Here is a 19,869-nt window from a genome sequence, read left to right as displayed (position 1 = left end):
CGCGGCAGCGGCTAGAAGGCGCCGCGCCGCGTGACGACGGCCGGAACCGTCTTCAGCAGGATCACGAGGTCGAGCGCGACCGACCAGCGCTCGAGGTAGAGGAAGTCGAGCCGCACGAGATCGTCGAAGTCGAGCTCGGAGCGGCCCGAGACCTGCCACAGGCCGGTGATGCCGGGCAGCACGAGGTAACGCTTCTTGTGCCACTCCTCCAGCCGCTCGAAGTCGCGCATCGGCAGCGGTCGCGGGCCGACGAGCGACATCTCGCCGCGCACGACGTTGACGAGCTGCGGCAGCTCGTCGAGCGAGAAGCGCCGCAGCAGTCTGCCGACCGTCGTGACGCGCGGATCGTCGCGAATCTTGAAGAGCGCGCCGTCGGCCTCGTTGAGCAGCTCCAGCTCCTCATCGGTGACGCCGGCGTCGTTGCGCATCGTGCGGAACTTGAAGCAGTCGAACGGGAGGCCGCCGATCCCGGGGCGCGCGGAGCGGTAGAGGATCGGGCCGCGCGAGGTCAGCTTGACGGCGATCGAGATCGTCAGCAGCAACGGCGACAGCAGCAGCAGGATCACGAACGCGCCGATCAGGTCGAACGTGCGCTTGACGGCGAAGTCGATGCCCTCGAAGACCGGCGGCTTGAGCGTGAACAGCGGCAGGCTCTGGCCCGGCACGAACTCCGCCCGCTGGACGAGGATCTCCATCGTCGACGGCGCGATGTGCACCTCGACGCCGCGCTGGTGGCAGGTGTCGACCAGCTCGACCGCCTGCTCCTGCGGGAAGTCGGGGTCGGCGATGATCACCTCCTGCACGCGATCGCGCTCCAGCACCGCGCCGAGGTCGGCGAGCGCGCCGAGCGAGCGCAGGCCGTTGTCGGGCCGGGGCGTCAGCGAGATGTACCCCACCATCTCGATCTCACGACCGGAGCCGCCCGCGAGCGCGTGCGCGACCTGGTCGATGTGCTTGCCGCTGCCGACCAGCAGTGTGCGCCGCGTGTAGCCGGCCTGGCTCAGCAGGAAGCCGGTCACCTCCGTGTGCAGCCAGCGGAACGACGAGACGTAGAGCACGGCGAAGCCGAGCGTGCCGTAGAAGAGGTAATAGCTGCTGAACTCCTGGCCGCTGACGACGGCGAAGATCAGCGCCACGACCGTCACCTGGAACAGCGACGTGACGATCCGCGTCAGCCCGGGGCGCCGCGGGCGGTCGGCGTAGAGGTCCGAGCGCGCGAACAGCAGCACCGTCAGCAGGTAGGCGAAGGCGAGGAAGTCGCGTGTCTGGCCGGAGGCCAGCTCGACGCCGGAGGCGAGATCGTGCTCGCCCTTGATCAGCGCCTTCAGCAGCAGCGCGGTGAACAGCGCCAGCCAGACGCCGGCGAAGTCGAGCGCGAGCAGCGAGGCGATCCGCAGCAGCTTGCGCAGCGTGACGAGGCGCAGCAGGAACGACAAGGCCGGCGGGCGCTTGCGGCGCACGTCTCTGTCGGACAGCGCGGCGACGTCGGCCGGCCGGCCCGGATGCTGCTCGTCGACGTTCAGCGCGCCGTTCGCCACTCGTTGCATGACCTCCTTCTGCAACGGGCCGGAACCGCGGGAGTTCCGGCCTTTCGTCGCTTCGGTCAGCTCGTCGCTCCGACGAGCGCCTCGACGCCGGCGTCGTCGATCGTGCGGCGCAGACCCTCGCGCAGCTCGACCTCCGGTCCCCAGCCGAGCAGCTCGCGGGCGAGTGTGATGTCGGGACGACGCACCTGCGGGTCGTCGGTCGGCAGCGGCTCGTGGACGATCTCCGAGCGCGATCTGGTCGTCTCGATGACCGCCTCGGCCAGCTCCAGCAGCGTGAACTCGTCCGGGTTGCCGATGTTGACCGGGTGGTGGATGCCCGACTCGGCGAGCGCGATCATGCCGCGGATCAGGTCGCTGACGAAGCAGAAGCTGCGCGTCTGCGAGCCGTCGCCGAAGACCGTGATCGGCTGGTCCTGGAGCGCCTGGCGCAGGAAGGTCGGGATCGCGCGGCCGTCGTGCGGGCGCATCCGCGGCCCGTACGTGTTGAAGATCCGCATGATCGCCGTGTCGACGCCCTGCTGGCGGTGGTATGCCATCGTCAGCGCCTCGGCGTACCGCTTCGCCTCGTCGTAGACGCCGCGCGGGCCGATCGGGTTGACGTGGCCCCAGTACGTCTCCTTCTGGGGGTGCTCCTGCGGATCGCCGTAGACCTCGCTGGTCGAGGCGATCAGGAAGCGGGCGCGGTGCTTCTTCGCGAGACCGAGCGCGTGGTGGGTGCCGTGCGATCCGACCTTGAGCGTGTGCAGCGGCAGCCGCAGGTAGTCGATCGGCGACGCCGGCGAGGCGAGGTGGAAGACGAAGTCGACCGGCTCGTCGACGAAGAACGGCTCGATGATGTCGAGGTTGAGGTGGACGAACTCCGGCTGACGGATGTGGTGGATGTTCGCCAGCGAGCCCGTCTCGAGGTTGTCGACGCAGATGACGCGGTTTCCTCGGCGCAGCAGTTCGTCGCACAGGTGCGATCCGAGGAAGCCTGCGCCTCCGGTCACCAGACAGGTAGACATTCCGGGGAGGATAGCCCTGGAACCGGCATGTTTGCGGACAGGCCGGTCCTCTACGATCGCTGCCTGCCCTCCGCAGGGCCCGTTTCGAGCGAACCCGAGATCCCAGGAGTCCCATGCCCGCCACCCGCTTCGTCGAGCGCCTCAACGAGCAGATCGCCTACGAGTTCGCCGCCTCGCAGCAGTACATCGCGGTCGCCGTCTACTACGACGCGCTGACGCTCCCCCGGCTGGCCGAGTTCTTCTACGCGCAGGCGCTGGAGGAGCGCAACCACGCCATGATGATGGTGCAGTACCTGCTCGACGCGGACGAGGAGGTGACCGTTCCGGGCGTGCGCGCGCCGGAGACCGTCTTCGCCGACGTCGTCGCCCCGGTCGCGCTCTCGCTCGAGCAGGAGAAGCGCGTCAGCGAGCAGATCGGCGCGCTCGTCGGCGTCGCGCGCGAGGAGGGAGACTTCCAGAGCGAGCAGTTCATGCAGTGGTTCCTGAAGGAGCAGATCGAGGAGGTCGCCTCGATGTCGGACCTGCTGACGATCGCGGAGCGCCTCTCGGACCGGCCGATGGACATCGAGGACTGGCTGGCGCGCGAGCAGCCGCGCGACGAGGGTTCGGATCCGACCGCGCCGAACGCCGCCGGCGGCGCGCTCTGAGGTTGCCCTTCAGCGACGAGCTGCGCGCCGCGGCGGCGGCGACATGGGAGGCTCAGCACGCGCATCCGTTCGTGCGCGGGATCGGCGAAGGCACGCTGCCGCTCGACCGCTTCCGCCACTTCGTGCGGCAGGACTACGTCTACCTCGTCGACTACGGACGGCTGCTGGCGCTCGGCTGCGCGCGGGCGCCGGAGCTGGCGACGATGCGCCGCTTCGCCGAGCTGACGCAGGCGATCCTCGTGACGGAGATGGATCTCCATCGCGCCTTCGCGGCCGAGTGGGGCATCGCCGCCGCCGAGCTGGAGGCCGAGCCGGCGACACCGACGACGCGCGCGTACGTCGACTTCCTGCTGCGCACCGCCGCGCTCGGCGACTTCGCCGAGCTGGTCGCGGCGCTGCTGCCGTGCATGTGGGGCTACGCCGAGGTCGGTGAGCGGCTCGCGGCGGCGCAGCCCGCGGCCGCCGCGCCCGCCCCCGCCGCATCGTCCGCGCCCGCCCTCGCCGCATCATCCGCGCCCGCCCCCGCCGCGTCCGCTGCCCCCGCCAACCCCTACGCACGCTGGATCGCGACGTACGCCGACCCGGAGTTTCAGGCGCTTGTCGGCTGGTGCCGCGGCCTGATGGACGAGCTCGGCGACGCCGCCTCCCCCGCCGCCCGCACCCGCCTCCACTCCATCTTCTCCGAGAGCAGCCGCCACGAGCTGGCCTTCTGGGACGCCGCCTGGCGCCTGGAGCCGGCCGCCGCCTGACGCGCCGCCCCGCGCCCCCGCGCCCCGCGCACCGCACCCGGCGCGCGTCGCCGTTCACCCCCACTTCGCGACGCCTCACGCGCGGCGTCGCAAATCCTCTCGCGCGATCGGCGCCGATCCGCGAATCGCCCGCCACAACAGGCATATGGTCGCCGCCGATGTGGCCGCGGCAAACCACAGATCCTTGGGGTAGACAGGTGCTCCTGACCCGCGCAAGATGGGGCCACGGCATCAGGAGACACCCCGACCCGATCAGCGGGCGGTGGCGCTACTGGGTCACGGGCGTGCTGCGGGGGAGCGCCGGCTCAGCCGAGCGGCGGGGTGGTGCCGTCGACCCAGGTCGCGGCGCCGCCCTTGTCGACCTCCTGCTTCCAGATCGGCGCGGCGGCCTTGATGCGATCGATGATCTCGCGGGCGCCGGCGAACGCCTCGGGGCGATGCGGTGCCGAGACGGCGACGAGCACCGACGGCTCCGACAGCGGCACCGTCCCGACGCGGTGCTCGGCGGCGGCGGCGCAGAGGCCGTGGCGCTCGATCGCCTCGCGCACGATCGCCCCCATCTGCGCGAGCGCCATCTCGCCGTACGCCTCGTAGACGAGCGACGGCACGTCGCGCGTGACGCCGGAGAAGGTCACGACCGCGCCGGCGCGCGGGTCGCGCACCAGCGCCACGAGCGGGTCGAGCGTCAGCGGCGCGTCGGTGACGCGCACGTGGACGGCGTCGCCGGTCGCGCCGTCAGCCACGGGCTCGGCGGGCGCGTCGCCCGCCCCGCCCGACACCGGCGGCACGAGCGCCAGCTCGTCGCCGGGCGACAGCACGGCGTCCTCCGAGGCGTACTCGCGGTTGACGGCCATCACGAGCGACAGGCCGCCCGCGAGCTCCGCGACCTGCGGGGCCGCGAGCGCGTCGCGGACGCGCGCCCCGTCGGGCAGCTCGAGCTCCAGCTCGCTCGCGCCGGCGCGCTCGCGCAGCATCGCGAACAGTCGGATCCGCACGTGCATCGGCCAAGGGTACGCCAGCACGCGCCAACGCAGCCGGTGCGGTTACAGAACGGCCGCGCGATCGGCGGTCTTGCAACGGGTTGCGAAGTACGCTCAGTCGATGAGCGTGACCGAGGACCATCGCTTCATCGCACCGATCGTCGGCCCGGACGATCCCCGCCACTTCACCGACTCCGGCATCGAAGTCAGACAGCGCTACGACGAGCAGGACGTCCCCGAGCAGCTGCAGCTCGGCGAGCCGGGCCAGTTTCCCTACACCCGCGGCGTCCATCCGGACATGTACCGCAAGCGGCTGTGGACGATGCGGCAGTACGCGGGCTTCGCGACGGCGAAGGAGTCGAACGAGCGCTACAAGTACCTGCTCGCCAACGGCTCCACCGGTCTCTCGATGGCGTTCGACCTGCCGACGCAGCTCGGCCTCGACTCCGACGACCCGCGCTGCCTCGGCGAGGTCGGCCGCACCGGCGTCGCGATCGACACGATCGACGACATGCGGACCGCGTTCGACGGGATCCCGCTCGACAGAGTCTCGACCTCGATGACGATCAACGCGCCCGCCAGCGTGCTGCTGCTGCTCTACCAGCTCGTCGGCGAGGAGCAGGGCGTCGCGCCCGAGCTGCTGCAGGGGACCGTCCAGAACGACATCCTCAAGGAGTACATCGCGCGCGGGAACTTCATCTACCCGCCCGAGGGGTCGATGCGGCTGACGACCGACCTGTTCGCGTACTGCAAAGAGAACGTGCCGAGATGGAACACGGTCTCGATCTCTGGATATCACTTCCGCGAGAAGGGCTGCTCGGCCGTCCAGGAGGTCGCTTTCACGCTCTCCTCCGGAATCGCCTACGTGCAGGCCGCGATCGATGCCGGCCTCGCCGTCGACGACTTCGCGCCGCGCCTCGCCTTCTTCTTCAACGGCCACAACAACGTCTTCCAGGAGGTCGCGAAGTTCCGCGCCGCCCGCAAGATGTGGGCGTCGATCATGCGCGACCGCTTCGGCGCCAGAGACGAGAAGTCGCTGAAGCTGCGCTTCCACACGCAGACCGGCGGCGTCACGCTGACCGCGCAGCAGCCGGAGAACAACATCGTGCGCGTCGCGCTGCAGGGCTTCGCGGCCGTCTGCGGCGGCACGCAGTCGCTCCACACCAACGGCTTCGACGAGGCGCTCGCGCTGCCGACCGAGCGGGCCGCGAAGATCGCGCTGCGCACGCAGCAGATCATCGGGCACGAGTCGGGCGCGACCGACACCGTTGACCCGTTCGCCGGCTCCTACTTCGTCGAGGCGCTGACGAACGAGATCGAGCAGCGTGCGACCGAGCTGATCGGCAAGGTCGACGAGCTGGGCGGCTCGGTCAACGCGATCGCGTTCATCAAGAACGAGATCGAGGAGTCGGCGTGGGGCTACCAGGAGCGCTACGCGCAGGGTCAGGACATCGTCGTCGGCGTCAACAAGTACGTCGACGAGGCGCTCGAGGTGCAGGACCTGCTGCGCGTCGACCCGGCGACGGAGCACGCGCAGGTCGACCGGCTGAAGGCGTTCAAGGCCAACCGCGACCAAGCGCTGACCGCACGGCGTCTTGAGGAGCTGCGCGCCGCCGCCCGCGGCAGCGAGAACCTGCTGCCGTTCATCCGCCAGGCGCTCAAGGACAACGCCTCGATGGGCGAGGTCTGCGGCGCGATGCGCGACGTCTTCGGGAGATACCAGGCCGACATCTGAGCCGGCGGTCCGGCGCCCTTCCCGGGCGCCGGACGGCATGCGGCTCAGCTCACGCGGACGGGGAACGTCAGCGTGCTGCGACCGGCCTTCACACGCAGCGTGTAGCGGCCGCGCGTGATCACCCGGCGCGGACGCAGGCGGGTCGTCGTGCCGCTCGCGTACGTGTGAGCGCCGCGCACGAGGCGGGCGCCGGAGCGCGCCAGCGTCGCACGCGTGCTCTTGCTCGCGCCGCTCACCTTGCAGGTGACGCGCGGCGCGCCCTTGCCGCGCTTGACGGTGCAGGTGGCCTTCGCGTCGCGACCGGCGGGGCCGCGCGCGCCGGTGTCGCCCTTCGCGCCCGCGGCGCCTGCGGCGCCCGTGTCGCCCTTCGCGCCCGCCATGCCGGTTCCGGTGGCGCCTGCGGCGCCGGTCGCCCCGCTGTCGCCCTTCGCGCCGGCAGCGCCCGCGTCGCCCTTCGGCCCGGCAGGCCCGGCCGGCCCCTCCGGTCCCGTCGCCGGCTCGTCGCTGCCCGGCAGCGGCACCTGCGGGATCGTGAAGCCGTCGACCAGCTCGCCGCCGTACAGCGGCAGTCTCGTGACCGGGTCGAGCGCGTCGGTGCGGACGAACTTCGCGCTGATCGATCTGGTGCCGAAGGTGAACAGCAGCACCGCCGGCATCGTCTCCTGCGACTGCGACCAGGCGACCCACGGCTCGCGGTCGAGCAGGCCGTCGTAGTTCTTGCCCGTCGTCGACTGCTCCAGGTACGTCGTGCCCTTGCCGGGGGCGACCAGCTCCGGCGAGATTCTCGGCTGCCCCTCCTGCCAGTCCTCCGTCGGCACGCCGACGAGCGGGAAGCTGCGGACATTGTGCGCGTCGTGCCCGGAGACGACGACCTCGACGCCGTATCTGTCGAAGATCGGCATCACGTCGTCGCGGAACTCCGGGTCGGCGTACTCCGGGTAGACGCGGCTCGTCTTCGAGTGGAACGGCGGCTGGTGCATCACGACGACCTGGAAGCGGGTCCGCTGCGCGGCCGCGGCGAGGTCGGCGTCGAGCCACTCCAGCTCGTGTCTCCAGTACTCCGGGTAGTCGGCCGGATGGACGCCGGGGCTGGCCTCCAGCACCGTCCAGTGGACGCCGTTGTAGTCGTAGGAGTAGGAACGCGTCTCCTGCCCGCTCGGCCCGTTGCCGGGGTTGGGGAAGTGGGCGTCGTAGAGCGGCGACGGCGTCCCTCTGACCGCCGTGTTCTTGTACTCGTGGTCGCCGAGCGCCGTCATGAACGGGACGCTGCCGGTGAACGTGCCGATGAAGGTGGTGTCGGCCGTTCTGCCGGCGCCGGCGGGGCTGGCGGGCGCGCCGCTCAGCAGGTCGGTCCATCTCTCTTCCATCGTGCCGTCGTTCATGTTGTCGCCCGATGAGACGACGAATGACGGCCGCGTGTCCTGGTTCCAGACGACTCTGTCGGCGTAGCTGAGGCCGACGACGCCCTGGACGGAGTAGTCGCCCGGGCCGCTGGCGCCGAACGCGACGACGTCGTCGCCGTCGTCGGTGTGGACCTCGCCGTACGTGGCGGCGGTGTAGGGCTTGTTGCCGCCCTTCGCGGTCGTGAAGGTGCCGGGTGTCTGCCCGGCCGGGCTGACGCTGTCGGCGACGAACCAGTCGTAGGTCGCGCCGGCGGCGAGGCCGGTGAAGGTGCCGGTGAAGAAGGTGTAGAAGGGCCCGGTGCCGGCTCTGCCCTGCGCATCGGTCCGTCTCAACGGGATCTGGAGGCAGTCGGCGGGCGCCGGCGCCACCGCGCAGGCGGCGGCGCCGTCGACACCGCCGATCGGGCGGGCGTAGGCGAGCGCGGTCATGTCGGCGACGGCGGCGTCCTCCTTGAAGGTGACCGTCATCGTCGAGCTGGTGTCGCCGGTGAGGGCGAGGTGCGCCTGCGTGATCGCGGCGTCCGCGGACACGGGCAGCGCGACGGCGGCGGCCAGGGCAGCGGCCACCGCCAGGCCGCCGCGGCGGCCTGAGGGGGTGCGACTCATGCGGGTACGTCCATTCGGTTGGGGCCTGACCGCTCCACAGAAGCGCTCCGCACTGTCGAAGTCGTTACCTGACGGTGAAATCGACGTAATTCGAAATGAGGACGAGACCGTGCATGCGCCGCCGCGCTCACGGACATCGCCTTGAAACGCACGTGTTTGCCACTCGTTTCTCGCGGGCATGTCCCCAGATCGGAACCGGAAGATCCCGTCGCAGGCACGTCGCAAGGAGAGGTGAGAATGAAGTTCGTCCCCCCGCGGGCGCTGGTCGCAGCGCTCTTGGCCCTGTTGTTGCCGTGCGCGTTCGCAGCGAGCGCGAACGCCTTCGCGATCGACGACGTAAGAGTCACGACCTCGGCACCGACGGGCGGAGATCTGCCGCCATCAGGCTCGGATGCCGCCGGCGCCCATCCCAACCAGTCGACGGTGATCAACTTCAGCGACGCCGGCAGACCTACCGCTGACAGCGTCCAGGACCTGCAGCTCCGGCTCGCACCCGGAATCGTCGCCGCGATCGGCAACGTCAGACTGTGCACCGCCGAGCAGTTCGGCACCGGCAGAACCGCGCCGAGCTGCCCGGCCGGCTCGCAGGTCGGCGAGACCTCGACGGTCGCCAGCGCGGCAATCTCGCCGATACCGCTGACGCTCCCGGGCGAGATCTACAACATCGAACCGCCGGCCGGCTCGCCCGCCGCGTTCGGCATCTGGATCCCGAACATCACCGGCTCGATCAAGCTCGTCGCGCCGATCGGCGTCAACCCGTCCAACCTCGGTCTCACCGCGACGCTGAGAGGGCTGCCCGACGACACGCTCGGCGGCACGGTCCCTCTGCACATCGACAGCATCACGCAGACGCTCTACGGCTACGTCGGCGGCAGACCGTTCTTCACCAACCCGACCTCGTGCATCCCGGCCGCGGTGGGGGTCGTCGCGACCTCGCACGACGGTGTGACGGCGGAGAACGGCGGCAGCTACACGCCGAACGACTGCGAGAACGTGCCGTTCTCCGCGACGCTCGCGACCGCCGCCGACCCGTCCACGCCGGACTCGACCTCGGCGATCAGCTTCAACGTCCAGCCGGCCGGCAGCACGCCGGTCCGCGACAGCTCGCACGTCCGCGGCACGACCGTGATAGCGCCCCCCGGGACGCTGCTCAACTCCTCGCTGGCGGCCGGCCTCGACGCCTGCACCGACGCCGGCTTCCAGAAGGACAACACGGCCGTCGAGGCCAACTGCCCACCGTCCTCCAGAGTCGGCTCGATCGAGTTCATCTCGCCGATCCTCGGCAGATTCCCCGGCACCGTCTACTTCGGCACCCAGACGGCGACCGACCGCTTGCGGCTGTTCCTCGACGTGCCGCTGTTCGGCGCGCACATCAAGGTCTCGGCGACCGTCAACCCGGACACCACGACCGGGCAGATCACGACGAAGTTCAGCGACCTCCCGCAGATCGCCTTCACCAGTTTCAGACTGACGTTCGCCGGCGGCCCCAGATCGGCGCTGGTGACGCCGACCACCTGCGGCGAGAACGTCTCGCAGGCGATCGTGACGCCGTGGTCGGGCTTCGGCGAGGCGAGACCGACCGCATCGTTCAGAACCGACGGCGACTGCCAGCGCAGATTCACCCCGACGATGGGGACCGCGGTCGCCAACCCGCAGGGCGGCGCCACCACCGCCTTCACGCTGACGTTCGACCGCCCCGACAGAACGGTCCCGGTCGGCAGAGTGTCGTTCGACCTGCCGCCCGGCCTCATAGGGTCGCTCGCGCTCAGAGGGCTGACGAAGTGCTCGCTCGCGAACGCCGCCGCCGGCAATTGCGAGGCGTCGAGCCGGATCGGCAGCGTGCAGTCGATCGTCGGCTCCGGCAGCGAGCCGCCGACGCTGCCCGGCAGCATCTACCTGACCGAGCCGAAGGTCGCCGGTGACCCTGCCGGCCTCTCGATCAAGGTCCCCGCCAGACTCGGCCCGGTCGACGCCGGCACCGTGATCGTCGGACAGCGGCTGCTGCTCGGTCAGGACGGCGGTCTCGACGTGATCAGCGACCCGATCCCGGCGCTGCAGTTCGGCATCCCGCTCGCGATCCGCAGACTGATCGTGACGATCGACCGCGACGGCTTCATGCGCAATCCGAGCTCGTGCGGGGAGAAGCCGGCCAACGGCGTCTTCGAGCCGCTCGGCGGCGGTGCCAACGCCACCGCCAGCTCGACGATCGCCGTCACCGGCTGCGAGCGACTGCCGTTCGCGCCGCAGATCAGAGGCACGATCGGCGGCAGAGGCCTGATCAACGTCGGCAAGCAGCCGGCGTTCACGACGACGATCACGCAGAGAGGCGACGAGGCCGCGATGAAGTCGGCGGTCGTCACGCTGCCGAGAGCGATCTCGACCAACCTGCCGACGATCAAGGCCGCCTGCGAGCCGGCCGCTTACGCCGCCGGCAGATGCCCGGCCCGTTCCCAGGTCGCGACCGCGACCGCGGTCAGCCCGCTGATCAGCAGACCGCTGACCGGCCCGACCTACCTCGTCAGAGTGCCGACCGGCGGCCTGCCGAGACTCGGCGTGCAGCTGCGCGGCGAGGTCTCGCTCGACCTCGACGGCATCGTGACGATCAGAAACGGCCTCGTCGTGACGACCTTCGGCGCGATCCCCGACCTCGCCCTCTCCAGCTTCGAGCTGGCCTTCAGAGGCGGGCCGGAGGGCGTGCTGAGCACCGTCGGCGACCTCTGCGCGGCGCCGCCGCTGACAGCGGCGTTCAGCGGTCAGAACGGCAAGAGCCAGAACCGCACGCCGGGCCTGATCCCGCTCGGCTGCACCGCGCCGCGCTCGACCGCGTCGCTGCGCTTCCGCAGAGGCCGCGGCGCGCTGACGGTCACGGCGAAGGTCCCGAGAGGCGCAAAGCCGATGGCGACCGTCGCGGTGGCGCTGCCGAGAGGCCTCTCGCTCAGCCAGGCCGCCGTCTCCGCGAAGGCCGGCGGCAAGAGAGCGGGCAGACGCGCGCTGCGGATCAGAGGCCGCGTCGCCAGCGTCAAGCTGCCGAAGAGCGGCGCCTCGTCGGTCACGCTCCGCGTCAAGGGCATCGGCGCCAAGGGCAGACTCGCCAGACGCCTGGCGGCGCGCAGAGGCCGCCTGTCGGTCCGCGTCGTCACGCGGCAGACGAACAAGGCGAAGGCGACGCAGTCGGTGCGCGTGAAGCTGCGCTGAGCCGCGGGCCGCGCGCCGCCTCCCCCGGGGGTGCGACGCGCGGTCGCGTCGCGCCCCTCCCCGGGTCGGCGCGCGCGGCCCGCCTCGCGTCGGCACCGTCGGGTAGCGTCTGCCGCATGACAGCTCCCGGCCACGTCGACTTCTACGCGATCGTCCTCTTCATCCACATCGTCGCGGCGATCGTCGCGTTCGGTGTGACGTTCGCCTACCCCGTCATCGACAAGGTCGTGCGCACGCGCGACCCGCGCTCGCTGCCGACCTTCCACGAGGCGCAGATCCAGATCGGGCGCCAGATCGTGACGCCCGCCGCGATCGTGCTGCTGATCGCCGGCATCTACATGGCGACGGACAAGTGGAGCGACTTCTCCAGCGGCTGGTGGAGCGGTGCCTTCGCGATCGTGATCGTGCTGATCGGGATCGAGCACGCGGTGATGATCCCCAACGCGCGCAGAATGCGCGACCGCGCCGCGCTCGACGTGCAGGGCTCCGGCGGGGCGCTCAGCGCCGAGTACGAGCAGCTGGCGCGTCAGCGCATGATCTTCGGTGCCGTCGCCTCGCTGCTCGTCGTCGTCGCCGTCTTCCTGATGGTCGTCAAGCCGGGCGTCTCTTTCGGCGGGTAGCCGCTCCGCAACGTTTCATTGGGGAGCGTTGCAACGGCGGGTCGATAGCATCCGCCGCCGCTATGCGCCAAAAGGCTCCAGAGACGTTCGAAGAGAAGCTCGGCCAGCTCAACGAGCTTCGCGAGGAGGCGATCCACTCCGCCTCTGCCGCCGCGGTCGAGAAGCAGCACGCGAAGGGCAAGTACACCGCTCGCGAGCGGATCGAGAAGCTGCTCGATCCAGGCTCCTTCCAGGAGCTGGACACGTTCGTGCGCCACCGCACGCACGACTTCGAGATGCAGAAGAACCGGCCGTGGGGCGATGCCGTCGTCACCGGCCACGGCAGAATCGACGGCCGCACCGTCTGCGTCTTCAGCCAGGACTTCACCGTCGTCGGCGGCTCGCTCGGCGAGGTGATGGCGGAGAAGATGGTGAAGGTGATGGACCTCGCCGCGAAGATCGGCGCGCCCGTCATCGGCATCAACGACTCCGGCGGCGCCCGCATCCAGGAGGGCGTCGTCTCGCTCGGTGGCTACGGCGACGTCTTCCTGCGCAACGTCCGCTGCTCCGGCGTGATCCCGCAGATCTCGCTGATCATGGGCCCGTGCGCCGGCGGCGCCGTCTACTCGCCGGCGATAACGGACTTCATCTTCATGGTGAGAGAGACCTCTCACATGTTCATCACCGGCCCTGACGTGATCAAGACCGTCACCGGTGAGGAGCCGACGTTCGAGGAGCTCGGCGGCGCGATGACGCACAACTCGAAGTCGGGCGTGGCGCACTTCGCCTCCGACGACGAGGACGCCTGCCTGGAGGATGCACGGTACCTCTTCTCCTTCCTGCCGTCGAACAACCTCGAGCTGCCGCCGCGCGTGGCGCCGACCGATGACCCGCTGCGTCAGGACCCGGAGCTGGACACGGTCGTCCCGGACAGCCCGAACAAGCCGTACGACATGCGCAACGTCGTCAGGCTGATCGTCGACGACGGCGAGTTCCTCGAGGTCCACGAGCACTTCGCGACCAACATCATCTGCGGGCTGGCGCGGCTCGACGGCTTCCCCGTCGGGATCGTCGGCAACCAGCCGGCGTCGCTGGCCGGCGTGCTCGACATCGCCGCCTCCGAGAAGGCGGCGCGGTTCGTGCGCACCTGCGACGCGTTCAACCTCCCGATCCTGACGCTCTGCGACGTGCCCGGCTTCCTGCCCGGCACCGCGCAGGAGTGGGGCGGCATCATCCGCCACGGCGCCAAGCTGCTGTACGCGTACGCCGAGGCGACCGTGCCGAAGATCACCGTGATCACGCGCAAGGCGTACGGCGGTGCCTACGACGTCATGGCCTCCAAGCACCTCGGCGCCGACTTCAACTTCGCCTGGCCGCAGGCGGAGGTCGCGGTGATGGGGCCGGAGGGCGCGGTCAACATCATCTACCGGCGCGACATCGCCGGCAGCCCGACGCCCGACGAGCGCCGCAGAAAGCTGATGGACGACTACAAGGCGCGCTTCGCGAACCCGTACTCGGCGGCCGAGCGCGGCTACATCGACGACGTGATCGTGCCGCACGAGACGCGGCCGAAGCTGATCGCCGCGCTGCACACGCTGCAGACCAAGCGCGAGCCCGGTCCGCAGCGCAAGCACGGCAACATCCCGCTGTAGGGCGTTGCCACGCGGTGGCGGGTCACACGACCCGCCACCGACTAGCGGCTCATCTGAACTGCTTGCCCTTCGGCAGCGTTCTCGCGACGAGGTCGGCGATGATCTTGTAGCCGGACGCTCTCGCGTGGATGTCCTGGTACTTGCAGTACCAGGTGAGGTCGCAGACCTTCGCGACGGCGATCGGGATCGTGCCGAGCCCGGGCACGTCGGTCGTCTGCTCCAGCGGCGTGTAGGCGCCGGTCGCGGCGGTCACGTCGACGAACTGGCCTCTGATCGATCTGTACTGCTGGTCGAGCGTCGGGTTGATGACCGTTCTGAACGCGAAGGTCGAGAGACCGGCGAGGTTTCTCCCCTCCGGCGTGCCGAGCAGCCAGGCGCCGAGGATCACGTCCGGGTAGGTCGTGCCGACGATCCGGACCTTCGGGCCGGCCGCCTTGCGGAGGCGGTTGACGAGCGTTCTGACGTTCGCCTGCAGCTTCGGCTGCACGCTCGCGACGCAGACGGTCGGGTTGGCCTCTCTCGCGCAGGCGGTCACGTCGTTGCCGCCGATCGAGACGGTGATCAGCCCCGTCTTCGCTCTGTTCTTCTTCAGGAAGGCCTCGGCGGCGGCGATCTGCGTCTTGCCCTCGTACGGCTTGTAGTCGGGGCCGCGTGCCGGCACCGGGCAGCCGAGCTGCTCGAGGATCGACGTCGTCGTCGCGCCGCCGCAGCCGAACTGGGCGACTCTCAGTCTCCAGCCGCGTCTCGCGGCGAGCGGGACCGTCTGGTAGACGAAGCCGGCGGTCGAGCCGCTGCCGGGGCCGCCCGTCTCCGCGTTCGGCTCATAGCCGACGGCGTAGGAGTCGCCGAGCGAGACGAGGTACTGCGGCGCCGCTCTTCTGCCCTGTGCCGAGGGCTTTCTGGCGGCCATGGCCGCGGACGGCAGCGCCAGCGCGGCAACCGCCGCGACAGCGGCGATGCCGCTCGCAAAACGTGGTGGGATCATGACGACACGCTAACGGAGATCGGGCGGTTGCGTGAACGTTCACGTATCCACCCGACCACCACCACGAGCAGCGGCAGGTGCAGCCACACGACCTGCCGCAGCGAGCCGCTCGGCCCGATCGCGTCCGCCAGCCCCGCGGGCAGATCGCGCGACGCCTCGATCACCGCCGCCGCGGCCGGCAGCGACGTCAGCCACAGCAGCAGCCATGCCCGCCGCGAGAGGTCGGCCAACAGCAGGAACGGCAGCAGCACGAGCAGGATCCGGTTCGACGGCTGGTCGGGCAGGAAGACGTAGCCGCCGGCGATCGACAGCACGACCGCCTCGCGCACGTCGACGCGCTCGCGCAGGTAGAGCCAGATCACGCCGAGCAGCGACAGCACCATGCAGACCTGCGGCAGCCAGCTCGCGTACAGCCCGATCTCCGACGGGAACAGCCAGGGGCTGGCGTGGATCGGCTCGCTCAGCGCGCCGCGCTCCCTGCGGTTGTCGAGCATGTTGAGGCTGTCGGGGAACCACAGCAGGCAGGTCAGCAGCACGAAGGCCGCGCACAGCGCGATCGGGATCAGCCCGCGTCTGCCGCGCACGCGCAGCGTGTGCAGCGCCAGCACCGGCGCGAAGAAGGCGCCGAGGAACTTCAGCGCGGTCAGCAGCGCGGTCGCCGCCCATGCCGCCCCGAGCCGGCCCTGCATCAGCGCCAGCAGCAGCGCGGCGATCAGCAGGAACAGCACCGTCTTGTCCTCGGAGAAGGCCGTCCACGCCGTCAGCACGAAGGGGTTGAAGGCGTAGAAGAGCAGCACGCGCCAGCGCCACGCGCGCGCGAGCGGGAAGGCGAGGCCGATCAGCAGGATCGTGCCGGCGTCGCAGAGCGCGAAGAAGATCCGCAGCGTCGTGTCGGAGTCGTGCAGCGCCAGCAGGCCGGCGAAGAGCGCGAACTCGAGCGGCGGGCTGTCGGCGAAGCGCGGCTCTATCGGGCCGCCGGCCGGGACGTCATAGGGGTTGACGCCGTCGAGCGCGTAGCCGCCGAAGAAGTCGTAGATCGCGAGGTCGGCGCCGCCGTCGGTGACGGCGACCAGCACGAGCCGCACGATCAGCGCAGCGGCGGCGAGCAGCCCCACGCGAACCGGCCAGCTGAGGCTCTGACGTGCTCCGCTCACAGCGGCGGGACGATACCCTGACCGCCATGAACCGACGTCCGCAGCTGCAGATCGTGGCGCCGAACGCGTCTCCCGAGGAGGCGGCCGCCGTCGTCGCCGCGCTGGAGCAGTTCATGCGCGACACGGCCCCGGTCGTCGTCGCCGCCCCGGCGCGCATCGACCGCTGGAGCCGCGCGGCGCTGCTGGAGGGCGTGCGCGGCACGCCCCAGGTCAGCGCTGACGCGCATCCGTGGGGCCGCTGACCTCCCCGCAGCGAAAATAGCCGAAAGGCGCCCGGCTTTGCTACGTTTGTCCTCCGCCCGCCCGTAGGAGGAACGCAGCGCATGGAACCGAGCTCGGTCAGCGAGACGCAGAGAAGACCCGGCGGCAAGCTGGGCACGATCGACAATCCGGAGGTCGTCCAGGACGTCCCCGGGTACGTCATCCCGATCCTCGAGCGCGAGTTCGACGACTTCGACACGGAGTCGCAGAGATTCCTGCGCGGCGACTATCCCGAGAACGAGTTCATCGGCTTCCGCCTCAGACAGGGCGTCTACGGCCAGCGCCAGCCGAACGTGCAGATGGTCCGCGTGAAGCTGCCGTGGGGCGGCGTCACGCCTGAGCAGATGGACATGTTCGGCGACGTCGTCGAGCGCTACGCGCCCCTCAGAAAGGGGCACGTCACGACGCGGCAGAACATCCAGATCCATCACGTCCCGCTCGACGAGATGGCGAAGCTGATCCGCGACGTCAGCGCGGTCGGCCTCTCCAGCCGCGAGGGCTGCGGCAACACGGTGCGCAACGTCACCGCCGATCCCTGGGCGGGGATCTGCGACGACGAGGTGTTCGACACGACGCCCTGGGCGGGTGCGTACGTGCGCTACTTCGTGCGCCATCCGACGACGCAGCTGATGCCGCGCAAGGTCAAGACGGCCTTCGACGGCACCGCCGAGGACCGCGCGATCACGGGCATCCACGACATCGCGTTCCTCGCGAGAGTGCGCGACGGCGTCAAGGGCTTCGAGGTGCGCGTCGGCGGCGGCACGTCGATCATGGCGCGCGTCGCGCCGACCCTCTACGACTTCGTCAGAGCCGAGGACGGCGAGTACCTGAAGGTCTCCGAGGCCGTCTTCCGCATCTTCGACCGCCAGGACTGGCTGCGCAAGAACCGCGCCCGCGCCCGCCTGAAGGTCTTCGTCGACAAGTTCGGCATCGACGAGCTGCGCAACCAGGTCGAGGAGGAGCTGAAGGGCGACTGGGTCGCCGAGCGCGACTTCGACCCGATGCAGCGCCTCTTCGTGCACGACGAGGAGACCTACGCGCCCGAGCTGCGCCCCTCGTACGGGACGCCCAACGGCGACCTCTCCGACTTCGAGCGCTACGTCTCGACCAACGTCAGAGCGCAGCGCCAGGAGGGCTTCTCCACCGTCGAGGTGAAGATCGAGCGCGGCGACCTGACGCCCGAGCAGTTCCGCGGCCTGGCGCAGGTCATGCGCGACTACAGCGGCGGCTACGCGCGCACGACGGTGCAGCAGAACATCGTGCTGCGCTGGGTCCGCGACGAGGCGCTCTACGACGTCTGGACGCGGCTTGTCGCGCTCGACCTCGGCGAGGCCGGCGTCGACGAGATCACCGACGTCGTCAGCTGCCCCGGCACCGACTCGTGCAAGCTCGGCATCACCAGCTCGATGGGCCTCAACCAGGCCGTCAAGCAGCGCATCGTCGAGATGAGACTCGACGATCCGCTGACGCGCAGAATCCACATCAAGATGTCGGGCTGCCCGAACGGCTGCTCCCAGCACCACATCGCCAACATCGGCTTCTACGGCGCCTCGATCAAGGTCGGCGACAAGACGATCCCGGCCTCGATCCCGCACATCGGCGGCAGATACGTCGGCGGCGAGGTGATCTTCGGCGCGCGCCTGAGACTGCGCCTGCCGAGCAAGCGCGTGCCGGACGCCGTCGAGCGCTGGGTCCGCTTCTACGAGTCCGACCGCGAGCAGGGCGAGGAGTTCAACGCCTTCGCCGAGCGCGTCGGCACGAAGCCGTTCGAGGAGCTCGTCAAGGACCTCTCGATGCCGGCCGAGTTCAACCTCGAGAACATGAACCTGTTCATCGACTGGAACAAGAACGTGCCGTTTGTGGTGGAACGCGGCGAGGGTGAGTGCGCGGTCTAACCGCGAGTTCCCCCGGCATCGCGCCGTGACCGAGACCCGACGTGGAACTCGCAATGCGAAGCACGTCATCTTCGACTGTGACGGCGTTCTCGTCGACTCCGAGCCGACCGCGAACAGGCTCCTCACCGAGGGCCTGAACGCGATCGGCTTCGCGACGACGCCCGCGGAGTCCGAGCGGGCCTTCATGGGCCGCTCGTGGGAGCACATGGTCGAGGTCGTCACCGAGCGGCTCGGCACGCCGCCGCCGGCCGGGCTGCGCGACGACTACCGCGCCGGGCTGTTCGCCGCCTACGCGGCGCGCGAGGTCCCGGCCGTGCCGGGCATAGCGGCGGCGCTCGACGGGCTCGACGCCGCCGGCGTCCCCTACTGCGTCGCCTCCAGCGGCGACCACGAGCGGATCCGCGGCGGGCTGGCGACCGCCGGCCTCTCCGACCGCTTCGACGACGCGCGGATCTTCTCCGCCGACGACGTCGGCCGCGGCAAGCCGTGGCCGGACCTGTTCCTGCACGCGGCCGAGCGGATGGGCTTCGACCCGGCCGCGACGGTCGTCGTCGAGGACAGCCCCGCCGGCGTGCAGGCCGGCCGAGCCGCCGGGATGCGCGTGCTCGGCTACAGCGGCCGCACGCCCGCGAGCGTGCTGCGCGAGGCCGGCGCCGAGCCGTTTCAGGAGATGGCGGAGCTGCCCTCCTTGTTGACCGCCTTGGTCTAAATTCCTGAAACCCAGTCGGGTTTCTGCTAATTTCTCTCGACCATGAGTGCGACCGCTCCCATCGACAGCTCGCTGACCGACGACGCGGAGTCCCTGACCGCCTCCGACGTGCTGACGCGGATGGTCGAGCGCTTCCACCCGCGCCTCTTCCTCGCCTGCTCCTTCCAGCAGGAGGAGTCGGTTCTCATCGATCTCTTATTGAGAATCGAGCCGAACGCCCGCATCTTCACGCTCGACACCGGTGTTCTCTTCCCGGAGACGTACGAGACGTGGAGAACGATGGAAGCGCGCTACGAAACGGAATTCGAGCCTTGGAGCGGCATCTCGCTCGAGCAGCAGGCAGCCGAGCACGGCGCCGCGCTGTGGGAGCGGGAGCCTGACGCCTGCTGCGCGATCCGCAAGGTGACGCCGCTGCGCGAGGCCCTGAGCCAGGTCGACGCATGGATCGTCGGCGTGCGCCGCGACCAGGCGCCGACCCGCGCGAACACGCCGAAGATCGACTGGGACGCCAAGCACGGCATCTGGAAGGCCGCGCCGCTCGCCGACTGGAGCGAGAGAGACGTCTGGCGCTACATCCATCAGCACGATCTCCCGTACAACCCGCTGCACGACCGCGGCTACGCGTCGATCGGCTGCACGCACTGCACGGTGCCGGCAGCCGATCGCAGCGGCCGCTGGGCCGGCAACGGGAAGGTCGAGTGCGGCCTGCACGGCTGAGCCGGCCGGCCAATCCGACCGGACAAGTGCG

The 19,869-nt window shown here is 70.1% G+C and carries 16 protein-coding genes; 10 read left to right on the top strand and 6 right to left on the bottom strand.

The window, feature by feature from the left end; all coding sequences use genetic code 11:
- Window positions 1–11: 11 nt before the first annotated feature.
- Both R7226_RS04715 and R7226_RS04710 read right to left on the bottom strand, forming a co-directional pair.
- Window positions 12–1,547, bottom strand: coding sequence for a sugar transferase (locus R7226_RS04715; protein ID WP_318595883.1), 1,536 nt, complete (start codon window positions 1,545–1,547; stop codon window positions 12–14).
- 56 nt (window positions 1,548–1,603) lie between these two features.
- Window positions 1,604–2,551, bottom strand: a complete 948-nt coding sequence (locus R7226_RS04710; protein ID WP_318595882.1) for a UDP-glucuronic acid decarboxylase family protein — start codon at window positions 2,549–2,551, stop codon at window positions 1,604–1,606.
- A gap of 113 nt (window positions 2,552–2,664) precedes the next feature.
- Between R7226_RS04710 and R7226_RS04705 the strand changes: the two genes are divergently transcribed.
- Together R7226_RS04705 and tenA are read left to right on the top strand one after the other, a co-directional pair.
- Window positions 2,665–3,198, top strand: a complete 534-nt coding sequence (locus tag R7226_RS04705; protein WP_318595881.1) for a ferritin — start codon at window positions 2,665–2,667, stop codon at window positions 3,196–3,198.
- A gap of 2 nt (window positions 3,199–3,200) precedes the next feature.
- Complete coding sequence (gene tenA / locus R7226_RS04700; RefSeq protein WP_318595880.1) at window positions 3,201–3,947, top strand: thiaminase II; 747 nt, start codon at window positions 3,201–3,203, stop codon at window positions 3,945–3,947.
- 305 nt (window positions 3,948–4,252) lie between these two features.
- Here the strand turns inward: tenA and R7226_RS04695 are convergent, their stop codons facing one another.
- Window positions 4,253–4,948: a molybdenum cofactor biosynthesis protein gene (locus tag R7226_RS04695; protein ID WP_318595879.1), complete on the bottom strand. Its 696-nt coding sequence runs from the start codon at window positions 4,946–4,948 to the stop codon at window positions 4,253–4,255.
- Between the two features lie 100 nt (window positions 4,949–5,048).
- On the opposite strand from R7226_RS04695, the gene R7226_RS04690 reads away from it, so the two are divergent.
- A complete protein-coding gene (locus R7226_RS04690) occupies window positions 5,049–6,662 on the top strand; it encodes an acyl-CoA mutase large subunit family protein (protein WP_318595878.1) in 1,614 nt (537 codons plus the stop codon).
- A gap of 44 nt (window positions 6,663–6,706) precedes the next feature.
- Here R7226_RS04690 and R7226_RS04685 read toward each other — a convergent pair whose 3' ends face one another.
- Window positions 6,707–8,632, bottom strand: coding sequence for a metallophosphoesterase family protein (locus tag R7226_RS04685; RefSeq protein ID WP_318595877.1), 1,926 nt, complete (start codon window positions 8,630–8,632; stop codon window positions 6,707–6,709).
- 276 nt (window positions 8,633–8,908) lie between these two features.
- Between R7226_RS04685 and R7226_RS04680 the strand changes: the two genes are divergently transcribed.
- From R7226_RS04680 to R7226_RS04670, 3 genes are all read left to right on the top strand, one after another.
- Entirely contained in the window at window positions 8,909–11,866 is a 2,958-nt protein-coding gene (locus tag R7226_RS04680; protein ID WP_318595876.1) for a hypothetical protein, read from the top strand.
- A gap of 116 nt (window positions 11,867–11,982) precedes the next feature.
- A complete protein-coding gene (locus tag R7226_RS04675; RefSeq protein ID WP_318595875.1) occupies window positions 11,983–12,486 on the top strand; it encodes a DUF2269 family protein in 504 nt (167 codons plus the stop codon).
- A 62-nt stretch (window positions 12,487–12,548) separates the two neighbouring features.
- The gene (locus tag R7226_RS04670) at window positions 12,549–14,117 is read left to right on the top strand and encodes an acyl-CoA carboxylase subunit beta (protein WP_318595874.1); all 1,569 of its coding nucleotides are present in this window, start codon (window positions 12,549–12,551) and stop codon (window positions 14,115–14,117) included.
- 49 nt (window positions 14,118–14,166) lie between these two features.
- Here the strand turns inward: R7226_RS04670 and R7226_RS04665 are convergent, their stop codons facing one another.
- Both R7226_RS04665 and R7226_RS04660 read right to left on the bottom strand, forming a co-directional pair.
- Complete coding sequence (locus tag R7226_RS04665) at window positions 14,167–15,102, bottom strand: SGNH/GDSL hydrolase family protein (protein ID WP_318595873.1); 936 nt, start codon at window positions 15,100–15,102, stop codon at window positions 14,167–14,169.
- Window positions 15,099–16,256 (bottom strand): hypothetical protein, encoded by a 1,158-nt coding sequence (locus R7226_RS04660; protein ID WP_318595872.1) that lies wholly within the window; start codon window positions 16,254–16,256, stop codon window positions 15,099–15,101. Before R7226_RS04660 ends, R7226_RS04665 begins: the two co-directional genes overlap by 4 nt.
- Before the next feature lie 26 nt (window positions 16,257–16,282).
- Here R7226_RS04660 and R7226_RS04655 point away from each other — a divergent pair, with 26 nt between their 5' ends.
- The 4 genes from R7226_RS04655 to R7226_RS04640 all read left to right on the top strand — a co-directional run bounded on the left by R7226_RS04655 (window position 16,283) and on the right by R7226_RS04640 (window position 19,838).
- Window positions 16,283–16,498 carry a hypothetical protein gene (locus tag R7226_RS04655; protein ID WP_318595871.1) on the top strand — a complete coding sequence of 72 codons (216 nt, stop codon included), beginning with the start codon at window positions 16,283–16,285 and terminating at the stop codon, window positions 16,496–16,498.
- 81 nt (window positions 16,499–16,579) lie between these two features.
- Complete coding sequence (locus tag R7226_RS04650; RefSeq protein WP_318595870.1) at window positions 16,580–18,412, top strand: nitrite/sulfite reductase; 1,833 nt, start codon at window positions 16,580–16,582, stop codon at window positions 18,410–18,412.
- 25 nt (window positions 18,413–18,437) lie between these two features.
- On the top strand, window positions 18,438–19,121 hold the full coding sequence (locus tag R7226_RS04645; protein WP_318595869.1) for an HAD family hydrolase: 684 nt from the start codon (window positions 18,438–18,440) through the stop codon (window positions 19,119–19,121).
- Between the two features lie 42 nt (window positions 19,122–19,163).
- Window positions 19,164–19,838 carry a phosphoadenylyl-sulfate reductase gene (locus R7226_RS04640; RefSeq protein WP_318595868.1) on the top strand — a complete coding sequence of 225 codons (675 nt, stop codon included), beginning with the start codon at window positions 19,164–19,166 and terminating at the stop codon, window positions 19,836–19,838.
- Window positions 19,839–19,869 lie beyond the last annotated feature (31 nt).

The sequence above is a fragment of the Conexibacter stalactiti genome (assembly GCF_033542075.1).
Taxonomy (GTDB): domain Bacteria; phylum Actinomycetota; class Thermoleophilia; order Solirubrobacterales; family Solirubrobacteraceae; genus Conexibacter; species Conexibacter stalactiti.
Note: the sequence above shows the minus strand (reverse complement) of the source record. Positions and strands in the feature narration are given on the sequence as shown.